This window comes from Streptococcus mitis (genome assembly GCF_009496155.1).
GTDB classification, from domain to species: Bacteria; Bacillota; Bacilli; order Lactobacillales; family Streptococcaceae; genus Streptococcus; species Streptococcus mitis_BQ.
In genome coordinates this window covers 1-10,234 of the sequence record NZ_WIJP01000026.1, presented here as the reverse complement: position 1 = coordinate 10,234, position 10,234 = coordinate 1, and the positions used below count along the sequence as shown (strand labels likewise).

Sequence of the window (10,234 nt, the reverse complement as noted above, 5' to 3'; positions counted from 1 at the left end):
AAATGGGAAAAAATCAACGATTCTTGGTATTACTTCGACAAAGATGGGATTATGCTTAGTAATACAACCATTAACAGCTACTTGCTTACAAATAGTGGAGCAATGGCCGAAAACAAATGGGTTCTCATTGATAAACATTGGTACTTCGCTAATTCTTCTGGAAAAATTTCTCAAAACAAATGGGAAAAAATTAATGGTATTTGGTACTATTTTGACAAAACAGGTATTATGTTCAGTAACCAATGGCAAGGTAATTATTATTTAAAATCAAGTGGTGCCATGGCTGAAAAAGAATGGGTTTTTGATAAGACCTACAATAGCTGGTTCTACCTAAAAGAGAATGGAACATTTGCAAACCTAGAATGGATTGGAGCTTACTATCTTAAATCTGGTGGTTATATGGCTAAGAATGAGTGGATTTTTGATAATTACTATAATTCTTGGTATTATCTAAAAGAAGACGGGCAATACGTCACTAATATTTATAAAATATCTGGAAAAGATCATATCTTTAAAAATGATGGTAGATGGGTTAGTGAAGTTCCTGAGGGGTTTGTAAAAGGCCAATACAGTAAAACCATCTTTTTAGACCCTGGACATGGGGGAAGAGACTCAGGTGCATACTATTACAATGTCGCTGAAAAAGACCTCAACATGCAAGTGTATCGTAAATTACGTAAAAAGTTAGAAGAACTTGGCTACAAAGTTCTCACTTCACGTGATAGCGATATTGATGTAGACTTCATTACAGAACGTTCTCGTATGGTTAACAAGACTAACTCTGACATCTTTATCAGTATTCACTTCAATGCGACTGGTAGTGCATACTCAAAATCTAGTGGAATTCAAACCTATTCCTACAGTGATGAACCTGATTATCCAAGTAAAATTAACCAATACTGGCATAACCACCCTGACCGTATGAGTGAGAGCAAGCGCCTTGCAACATCTATCCACTCTTCATTGTTAGCTGAAACTGGTGCCAAAGATGCTGGTTTATTGGAAAGTAGCTTTGCCGTTCTTCGAGAAACTGCTAAACCAGCCGTCCTCCTAGAGCTTGGTTATATGGATAATTTCGCTGAAAATCAACAGATTCAAGATAGCCACTATCAAGATAAGCTTGTGGCAGGTATCGTGAAAGGAATCCAAAAATATTACGCTGGTAAGTAAAGAGTACTGTGATATAGTAAATTGAAGTTGGAATAGTGCACCACGATTGCTAAAATAGTTCTAGAAATTAAATTGATTTCCCCAATCAATTTATTCACATCTTATTTCAATCTACTATAGTTGAGTGACATCCGAATTCAGCAGCTATCTCAGTCAAATAAGCGTCTGGATTGTCAGTAAGATAGTTTTTAAGTCTATCTCTATCAACCTTTCTTGGTTTTGTTCCTTTTACTTGATGGTTTAGCTCTCCTGTTTTCTCTTTTAGCTTAAACCAGCCATAAATGGTATTACATGAGATTTGGAAAACGTGTGATGCTTCTGTTATACTACCTGTTCGCTCACAATAGGAGGGAACTTTTCTACGAAAATCTATTGAATATGCCATAAGAAGGTTATACCACATTATGTACTATTTTGGGTTCATTTTACTATACCATTCACTATGCTCTCAAAGCTATGGGGTACACTCGAAAAAAAAGAACCACACCTACTATGAACAAGACCCAGAAAAAGTAGCCTTATTTCTGAAAAATTTTAATAGTTTAAAGCACTTAGCACCTGTTTATATTGATGAAACAGGATTCGATACTTATTTTTATCGAGAATATGGTCGCTCTTTAAAAGGTCAGTTAATAAGAAGTAAAGTATCTGGAAGAAGCTATCAGAGGATTTCTTTGGTTGCAGGGCTAACAAATGGTGAGTTAATCGCTCCAATGACTTACGAAGAGACGATGACGAGCGACTTTTTTGAAGTTTGGTTTCAGAAGTTTCTATTACCAATATTAAATACACCATCAGTTATTATTATGGATATGCAAGATTTCATAGAATGGGTAAGCTAGAGCTCTTATGTGAAGAGTTTGGGCATAAACTTTTACCACTTCCTCCCTACTTACCTGAGTACAATCCTATTGAGAAAACATGGGCTCATATCAAAAAGCACCTCAAAAAGGTATTACCAAGTTGTAATACTTTTTTTGAGGCTCTTTTGTCTTGTTCTTGTTTCAATTGACTATAAGTTTATCACATAAAAAAGAAACCCAAATACAGAATTGTATAGTAGATTGAAATAAGATGTGAACAAATCAATTAGGAAAGTTAAATTAATTTCTAAAAATGTTTTAACAGATGTAGTGTACTATTTTGGTTTCAATCCGCTATATTTGAATTTCTTAACTTAATGACATTTATTTTAGGAACAACTTTTTTATTTATAATTAAAAGTCTCCCCTGCCAACTTATCAGCTAGCTTGGGAAAGAGGGTATAAAACTTATAGGCTAGGTTCAACAAAACAGGAAGATTAAGTTCTCGTTTGTTTTTTCCCATAATCTTGACAATCTTTTTAGCCACTGCATCTGGTTCTAGCAGGAAGCGGTCAACCGATTTGAGATAGGTTCCATCTGGGTCGGCTTGGTCAAAAAATCCTGTGCGGATTGGTCCTGGATTAACCGTCGTTACATAGACACCGTAGGACATGAGTTCTAGTCGTAGAGCATTTGAAAAACCAATGGCTGCAAACTTGGTCGCTGAGTAGAGACTAGACTTGCCAGTAGCAATCAAACCTGCCATGCTGACAATATTAATGATATGACCTTTTCGGCTTTCCTTCATTCGAGCCGCAAGGCGTCGAGATAGATTCATCAAGGCAAAGGTATTGACCTCAAACATCTGGTGAATATCTTGGTCAGAAATCTGGTCAAATTCCTCAAAAATCCCGTAACCAGCGTTGTTAATCAAAACATCAATCTTACCATAGCGGAGATAGAGGTCTGCCACCAGAGTCTCTATGGCTGAGTCCACGGTAATATCGATTTCAATCAATTCTGCATGGGGATGATTTCCGTAGAGTTGAGCTAATTTTTCCTTATTTCTACCAAGCAAGATGAGTTGGTCATTTTGCAAGAGTTTGACCATTTCTTGGGCTAGGCCACCGCTAGCTCCGGTAATGAGAATAGTAGACATACTGTTCCTTTCTCAAGCTTTTAGATTTCCACTTCTTCCAAGTCTTTGACCACATGGACGTTTTCAAAAATTGTGGCCGCATCTTTCTTGAGCTTGCTGATATCTTTTGAGAGGAAACGGGCACTGATATGGTTGAGTAAGAGGCGTTTGGCTCCTGCTTCTACCGCTACTTGTGCGGCTTGCATGTTAGTAGAGTGACCATGGTTACGAGCAATTATTTCATCGCCCTTGCCATAAGTCGACTCATGGACCAGGACATCAGCATTGACAGCCAGACGCACACTGGCATCCGTTTTTCGAGTGTCTCCTAAAATAGTGATAATCTTACCTGGACGTGGGGCTGAGATATAGTCTGCTGCCTTGATTTCAGTCCCATCTTCTAAAACAACGTCCTGACCGTTTTTAATTTTTCCAAAAAGTGGGCCAAATGGGACACCTGCCGCCTTGAGTTTTTCAGCATCTAGCGTTCCTTCTAGATCCTTTTGGATAACACGATAGCCAACGCAGAAAATAGTGTGATCCAACTCCTCTGCATACACAACGAATTTATCGGTCTCAAGGATTTTTCCTAGAGAATCTTGGTCAAACTCATAAAAATGAATGCGGTAAGGCAGGCGAGAACCTGACACACGAAGACTGGTTAAGACAAATGACTTGATCCCTTGCGGTCCATAGATCTCCAGCTCTGTCTGCTCTTCATTGGCCTGAAAGGCACGGCTAGAAAGGAAACCAGGCAAGCCAAAAATGTGGTCTCCATGCAGATGGGTGATAAAGATTTTGCTGACCTTACGTGGTCGAATTGTGGTTTCAAGAATACGATTTTGCGTACCTTCTCCACAGTCAAAGAGCCAAACTTCGTTAATCTCGTCCAAGAGTTTCAGGGCGAGACTGGAAACGTTGCGGGCTTTAGAGGGCTGACCTGCCCCCGTTCCTAAAAATTGAATATCCATTCGATACTTTCTAATTAATCAAAATATAACATGGCTGTGCGATTTTCCGATCGGAAATAGCGCTTGCCAGAAAAAGCAGTAGCTTCTTGTAATAAATCCTCTTGGCTGTAGCCTTTGAGACGCTTGCGACCATCAGCCAAGCTTTCTAAATCAGTCAAAGCTGTGAGACTTTCCACGCTAACAACTTCCTCGTCCCCGACAGCCTTCATGTAAATCTTGCCAGACTCCTCAAAGACTAGCTGATGGGGGAAAATTTGCGCAATTTCAAAGAGCAAGTCATCCGAGATTACTTCCTTATTTTCAGAAAAAATCCGACCAAGACCCTCACTCTCATAGCAGAAACCAAAGGATTTGCCAGACAGATTAAGCCGAACAAAGGGCTTGTTTTCTATGGTAAAACTAGGTTCAATATTGTAGAGATTCAGTTCCTGACTGACTTCCGCAAAGTAAGCTGTCGCTGCCTCAGGACTCTTTTTCTGGTAGAGTTCTGCAAAATAAGCATTGACAACGCTTGGCGGAGGTGTGATAAGTGCCAACTGCTCCTGCTCTGTCTTTCCAGCTAGAAGCTTATCCAGATAGACCTTATCCAGACTTGTATAACCTCCATACTTTAGAGCCAAGGTTTTGATATCAGTCATAAAATTCTTCTAACCTCCATTTGTTTTTCTCAGAAATGTAGCCTGTAATCACTTCGCCATCCTCCTGATAATCACGTTCTTCCAAAATCGCGACACTTTCTAAATCATGAATCTTATAGGACTTTGAAAAAGGCACACGCAGGGTAAAGGGTTCGAAAATATCCTTGATTTTCTCTAAAAACAAAGCCTGCAAGTTCTCACGACTATCCTCAGACTTGGCAGAAATGAGGGCATAAGGCGTCTGAGTAGGTGTAAAATCCTCCACCAAATCGGCTTTATTGTAAAGGGTCAGGCGAGGAATATCCTCCATGTCCAAGTCTTTCATGATGGACAGGACTGTTTTTTCATGCTCCTCGTGGTAAGGATTACTGGCATCGATAACATGAACCAGAAGGTCCACATGCTTGCTTTCCTCCAAGGTTGACTTAAAACTAGATACCAACTCTGTCGGCAAATCTTGGATAAAGCCCACGGTATCTGTCAAAGTTACTTGGAGATTGCCCCCCAGATGAATACTCTTAGTCGTCGCATCCAGAGTCGCAAAGAGCTCATCAGCCTCATACTGGGTCTTGCTGGTCAAGGTGTTCATGATAGTTGACTTCCCAGCATTGGTGTAACCAATCAAACCAATCTTAAAAGTGCTCGACTCCAGACGTTTTTCTCTGACTGTCGCCCGATTTTTCTCAACCACCTTGAGCTGGCGTTCAATGTCTGTGATTTGGTTGCGAACACTACGACGGTTCAGCTCCAGCTGGCTTTCCCCAGGTCCACGGGAACCAATTCCCCCTGCCTGACGGCTGAGCATAATTCCCTGACCAACCAAGCGAGGCAAGAGATATTTGAGCTGGGCTAGGTGGACTTGGAGCTTCCCTTCATGGCTTCGAGCTCGCATGGCAAAGATATCCAGAATCAACTGCATACGGTCAATGACCTTGACACCGAGAACTTCTTCTAAATTGACATTTTGCCTTGGCGTCAGACGGTTGTTGACGATGACAGTTGTAATCTCTTCTGCATCCACCATGAGGGCTATTTCTTCCAACTTACCAGAGCCGATGAAGGTCTTGGAATCATATTTTTCACGTTTTTGTTTGTAGCTATCTACAACGACTGCTCCAGCTGTCTTGGCTAGACTGGCCAATTCTTCCATGGAGAGGTCAAAATTGTCCATGCCCTGCAATTCCACACCAATGAGCAGGACACGCTCCTCTTTTTTCTCCGTATCAATCATCTAAAAACTCCTCTATCTGGCTTAAAATGCGGTCTTGCACACCAGATTCTCCAATCTGATAAAAGATGACCTGCATGCGATTACGGAACCAGGTCAACTGACGCTTGGCAAAACGGCGGGTCGCCTGTTTGAGACTCTCGCTAGCTTCCTCCAAGGTCTGCTCTCCACGGAAATAAGGAAAAAGTTCCTTATAGCCAATACCTTTAGCAGCCTGCACATCAGGGTAATGTTCAAAGAGCCACTTGGCCTCATCCAAAAGCCCAGCCTCAAACATCAAATCCACACGGCGGTTAATGCGCTCGTAAAGTTGACTACGTTCATCATCCAAGCAGATAATCAGCGGTTCATACAAGGTCTCTTGATTTTCCAAATCCTGACCAAAATGGGCAATTTCCAAGGCACGCATAGCACGACGACGATTAAACTGGGGAATCTCAAGACCCGCTTGCTCCACCAGATGGGCTAATTCCTCATCTGTATAAGGCTCCAAACTAGCCCGATAGGCCAAAATCTCCTCATGAGGTGTCTCCCCACCTAAATGGTAACCTTCTAGCAAGCTCTGGATATACAGTCCAGTCCCACCAGCAATAATAGCTAGCTTGCCACGACTGTGAATATCCTCAATAGCCATCTTAGCTTCTGAAACAAAATCAAAAGCCGAGTAAGACTCGGTTACCTCTCTAACATCGATTAAATGATGAGGAACAGCTGCCTGCTCTTCTGGACTAGCCTTAGCCGTCCCAATATCTAAACCTCGGTAAACCTGCTGACTATCACCACTAACAACTTCGCCATTAAAACGCTTGGCCACTTCAATAGCAAGAGCTGTCTTTCCAACTGCAGTCGGTCCAACAATCACAATTATTTTTGTTTTCATCTTTTTTCCTTGAAAAATTCCCATTTTTTCGTTACTATTATTATAACACAAAAAGGTCAGTCAGAAAAATGTGACCTCTTGAGGAGGCTGGCTGATTGAGAATATAAAGGAGGAAGACTCATGGCTAAAGGATTCGCTAAAGGTCTTGTAACAGGTGTCGCAGGAACTGTCGCTGCGGTTGCAGGTGCAGTATACGCATTTAAAAAGAAAGTGATTGAACCAGAAGAGCAAAAAGCAGCTTTCATCGAAGAAAATCGTAAAAAAGCAGCTCGCCGCCGCGTATCACGTTAAGAAACAAAAGAAGTTGGGATTCATTATCTCAACTTCTTTTTTCTATTCTTTTATACTCAATGAAAATCAAAGAACAAACTAGGAAGCTAGCCGCAGGTTGCTCAAAGCACTGCTTTGAGGTTGTAGATAAAACTGACGAAGTCAGCTCAAAACACTGTTTTGAGGTTGTGGGTAGAACTGATGAAGTCAGCTCAAAACACTGTTTTGAGGTTGTGGGTAGAACTGATGAAGTCAGCTCAAAACATGGTTTTGAGGTTGTAGATGAAGCGACGCTGACGTGGTTTGAAGAGATTTTTGAAGAGTATTAAATAGCTAGATCAAACTTCAACTGCGGCTTGACAGGGTCATAATCCACCAACTCAAAATCTTCTGCTTTAATATCAAAGAAATTGATCCCATCTGGCACATTCAAAACCAAACGTGGTTGGCAGTTTGACGGCTCGCGACGAAGCAATTCCTGAGCTTGTTCAAATTGATTGTCATAGATATGGAGATTGTTGATAAAGTAGAAGAACTTCCCAACTTTCCAGCCAAAATGCTTGGCAATCATCATTTGAAGAGCCACATACTGCATAGCATTGATGTGGTGGGCTACCAGCATGTCATTCGAACGCTGAGTCAAGGTCGCATCCAGATAGATTTCCCCATCTACACGGCGGACATCAAACATGGTCTGAAAGGCACATGGGAGGAGGCCATCCGTCTCATCAAAAGCTTGGTAATCCCAAAGAGAGATAATGTTGCGGCGGTTCCAAGGGTTGGCTTCCAACTGCTTGAGAAGCTTATTGATAATGTCGTGTTTCTTAACAACGGCACCATAGCGCTCACCGATGGTTCCCGTATCTCCCACTTCCCAGTCATTCCAGTAGTGAACATTGTACTTGTCATTAAGAACGTCTAGGCTATTAGACTGGTCTTGGTAAATCCAGAGCACTTCCTTGATGGCGGATTTGATGGCAATAGGACGCAAGGTTGTGATGGGGAATTCCCCCTTAGCCAAGTCATACTCGGCAAAGGCACCAGTTACATACTTGGAGTTAGCAACAGTTCCATCCTTGTACTTGGGACGTGCCTGCTCAGAAAAGACACCGTCTTTGAGGATTCGTTCAATATTCTCTTTAAAAATCGTATCTGCTTTTGTCATTTACTCTCACCTCATTTATTGTCCTAACTAGTATAGCATAAAAAAGAAAAGAGGAACATTACTAGCTCTAGGTTAGCATTTTTCCTCTTTTATTATTTTATTGCAATACAAGTGATGCTGCTCCGATAACTCCAGCGTCATTTCCTAGGGTTGCAAGAGCTAGTTTAGTAGTTGTGCGTACTTGTGGGAAAGTATTTTCATCGTAGACTTTTTGAACACCTTGTAGAAGGAATTCTCCTGCAGCTGATACACCACCACCGATAACGATTGTTGATGGGTTTAGGATTGAGCCGATGTTGGCACAAGCGATTCCCAAATAACGTGAAAAGTTGCGGTAAACGATCAAAGCAAGATCGTCTCCTTCTTTTGCCAAATCAAAAACAGTCTTAGCGGTTACTTCTTCTCCATTATCAATCAAGCGTTTCAAGGCTGCATCGCCTTCGTATTCATCCGCATAGCGACGAGTCAAATTGACAATACCTGTTGCAGAAGCGACTGTCTCAAGGCAGCCTTTCTTACCACAAGTACATGCGATTGGTTGGTCAAAGTCAACAGTGATGTGGCCAAGCTCACCTGCTGCACCAGCAACACCGTGAAGCAATTTGCCTTCAGCGACGATACCGCCACCAACACCTGTGCCGAGTGTCATAAAGACAACATCTGGTTGATTATCACCAGCACCCATCCAACGTTCACCAAGAGCAGCTACGTTGGCATCATTATCGATGAAGAATGGAATGCCCAAGGCTTTTTCAATCTTTTCTTTAATTGGTTGAAGGGTTTTCCAGTTGAGGTTGTAGGCACCGATAACAGTCCCTTTTTCACGGTCAACCACACCAGGTGATCCCATTCCAATACCTTGGAAGTCCGCTGCTGCCAACCCAAGCAAGTCCAAACGATGTTGAATAGACTCAATCATATCATCAACGATATGACTTCCCTCATCCAAAATGTTGGTCTTGATAGACCATTTTTCTTGGATTTCTCCTGCTGTTGTCAAGATTGCAAATTTGATAGAAGTTCCACCAAGGTCAATCCCAATAATCTTTTGACTCATCATATTCTCCTTTTTCATTATGTAGTAATTGAAAATGCTTACAGTAATAGTATAACAAAAACTAATCGTTTATGCAAAGGTTTGCATTAACTTTCTGGATTTTATTCTGACTTATGGTTTCCAGAGACCCGAAGCATCTACATAGTAACGGCCACCATCAACTCTCTCATTTTTAGCCATTTTACCATCTGGTTTCAAATAGTAATTGCCTTGCCAAGCATTGCGAGCATAAGAACCATCTGATTTCAAGTAATACCAGGCTTGGTAAGAAGAGTCATAGACCCACTCACCCTGTGCCATTTTACCGTTTGATTTAAGGTAATAAGCTCCTTACCATGCATTTTTCACTGGATTTCCATTTCCATCAAAATAGTACCAAGAACCGTCCTGCTTAACCCAACCACTTGTTGTTGCTGAACTTGTGTTAGTTTGAGCCACCGTTGATTGTTTTGCTTTGAAAGCACCCTTAGGAGCATTCTTCAATTCACAAGCTATACCATCATGGTCTCGATCTAACTTGGCAGAATATCTCGGTTCTCCCTCGTGAATATCCGAGTAGCCATTAGCCCAAGCTTCCTTACAGCTAGAAAAATGAATGTTTTATTCTGCTAAAACTGGTTATGAAAACAAGGCTAAAACTGACAACGTCGCCAAACTCATTTTTAAAAATAGGCGTTTGTTCATTACTTTCTCCCATAACGATGTTATCGATTTCAATAGTATTTTATCAAACTTATTTCTGCAATTCAAGAAAACTTCTAGTTATTTCTACAAACTCTTTTGGTTGGTAACTTCTCAAAGTAACTTCCACTTGCCCAACCGAAGTGGAAATTAGTCTAAAACGGATTTTTATGGTGGAATTAAGTATGAGACGTTTGAGTTAGAAATGAGGTCCACTATGACAAAACATAAA

General features: G+C 41.2%; 10 protein-coding genes and 3 pseudogenes. 4 read left to right on the top strand and 9 right to left on the bottom strand.

Translation table 11 applies throughout. From position 1 onward, the window contains the following. Window positions 1–1,170, top strand: a 1,170-nt coding sequence (locus tag GEZ84_RS10340; RefSeq protein ID WP_153224472.1) for an N-acetylmuramoyl-L-alanine amidase, incomplete at its 5' end; no start/stop codon positions are given. A gap of 112 nt (window positions 1,171–1,282) precedes the next feature. Here the strand turns inward: GEZ84_RS10340 and GEZ84_RS10335 are convergent. Then, window positions 1,283–1,555, bottom strand: a pseudogene (locus tag GEZ84_RS10335) (IS630 transposase-related protein); the annotation flags it as partial. A gap of 50 nt (window positions 1,556–1,605) precedes the next feature. On the opposite strand from GEZ84_RS10335, the pseudogene GEZ84_RS10330 reads away from it, so the two are divergent. Beyond that, a pseudogene (locus tag GEZ84_RS10330) lies at window positions 1,606–2,182 on the top strand (IS630 family transposase); the annotation flags it as partial. A gap of 195 nt (window positions 2,183–2,377) precedes the next feature. On the opposite strand, the gene GEZ84_RS10325 reads toward GEZ84_RS10330, so the two are convergent. The 5 genes from GEZ84_RS10325 to miaA are packed head-to-tail and all read right to left on the bottom strand — an operon-like array spanning window position 2,378 to window position 6,829. Continuing rightward, window positions 2,378–3,133 carry an SDR family NAD(P)-dependent oxidoreductase gene (locus tag GEZ84_RS10325; protein ID WP_153224471.1) on the bottom strand — a complete coding sequence of 252 codons (756 nt, stop codon included), beginning with the start codon at window positions 3,131–3,133 and terminating at the stop codon, window positions 2,378–2,380. A 20-nt stretch (window positions 3,134–3,153) separates the two neighbouring features. Continuing rightward, window positions 3,154–4,083 (bottom strand): ribonuclease Z, encoded by a 930-nt coding sequence (gene rnz, locus GEZ84_RS10320; protein WP_153224470.1) that lies wholly within the window; start codon window positions 4,081–4,083, stop codon window positions 3,154–3,156. A gap of 14 nt (window positions 4,084–4,097) precedes the next feature. Then, the gene (locus tag GEZ84_RS10315) at window positions 4,098–4,721 is read right to left on the bottom strand and encodes a cystathionine beta-lyase (protein WP_153224469.1); all 624 of its coding nucleotides are present in this window, start codon (window positions 4,719–4,721) and stop codon (window positions 4,098–4,100) included. Beyond that, window positions 4,714–5,952 (bottom strand): GTPase HflX, encoded by a 1,239-nt coding sequence (gene hflX, locus GEZ84_RS10310; protein WP_153224468.1) that lies wholly within the window; start codon window positions 5,950–5,952, stop codon window positions 4,714–4,716. The genes GEZ84_RS10315 and hflX overlap by 8 nt, the downstream gene beginning before the upstream one ends. Beyond that, window positions 5,945–6,829 carry a tRNA (adenosine(37)-N6)-dimethylallyltransferase MiaA gene (gene miaA, locus GEZ84_RS10305; protein ID WP_153224467.1) on the bottom strand — a complete coding sequence of 295 codons (885 nt, stop codon included), beginning with the start codon at window positions 6,827–6,829 and terminating at the stop codon, window positions 5,945–5,947. The genes hflX and miaA overlap by 8 nt, the downstream gene beginning before the upstream one ends. 120 nt (window positions 6,830–6,949) lie before the next feature. Between miaA and GEZ84_RS10300 the strand changes: the two genes are divergently transcribed. Then, window positions 6,950–7,120 carry a DUF3042 family protein gene (locus GEZ84_RS10300; RefSeq protein ID WP_001051780.1) on the top strand — a complete coding sequence of 57 codons (171 nt, stop codon included), beginning with the start codon at window positions 6,950–6,952 and terminating at the stop codon, window positions 7,118–7,120. A 59-nt stretch (window positions 7,121–7,179) separates the two neighbouring features. Continuing rightward, the gene (locus GEZ84_RS11005) at window positions 7,180–7,428 is read left to right on the top strand and encodes a hypothetical protein (protein WP_228113044.1); all 249 of its coding nucleotides are present in this window, start codon (window positions 7,180–7,182) and stop codon (window positions 7,426–7,428) included. Here the strand turns inward: GEZ84_RS11005 and GEZ84_RS10290 are convergent. The 3 genes and pseudogenes from GEZ84_RS10290 to GEZ84_RS10280 form a co-directional block, all read right to left on the bottom strand. Then, a complete protein-coding gene (locus GEZ84_RS10290) occupies window positions 7,425–8,264 on the bottom strand; it encodes a thymidylate synthase (RefSeq protein ID WP_153224466.1) in 840 nt (279 codons plus the stop codon). The two genes, GEZ84_RS11005 and GEZ84_RS10290, sit on opposite strands and share 4 nt — an antisense overlap. Window positions 8,265–8,361: 97 nt before the next feature. Next, complete coding sequence (locus GEZ84_RS10285; protein ID WP_020902451.1) at window positions 8,362–9,321, bottom strand: ROK family glucokinase; 960 nt, start codon at window positions 9,319–9,321, stop codon at window positions 8,362–8,364. Window positions 9,322–9,465: 144 nt separating this feature from the next. After that, window positions 9,466–10,005 (bottom strand): annotated as a pseudogene (locus tag GEZ84_RS10280) (excalibur calcium-binding domain-containing protein); the annotation flags it as partial. Between the last annotated feature and the right edge of the window lie 229 nt (window positions 10,006–10,234).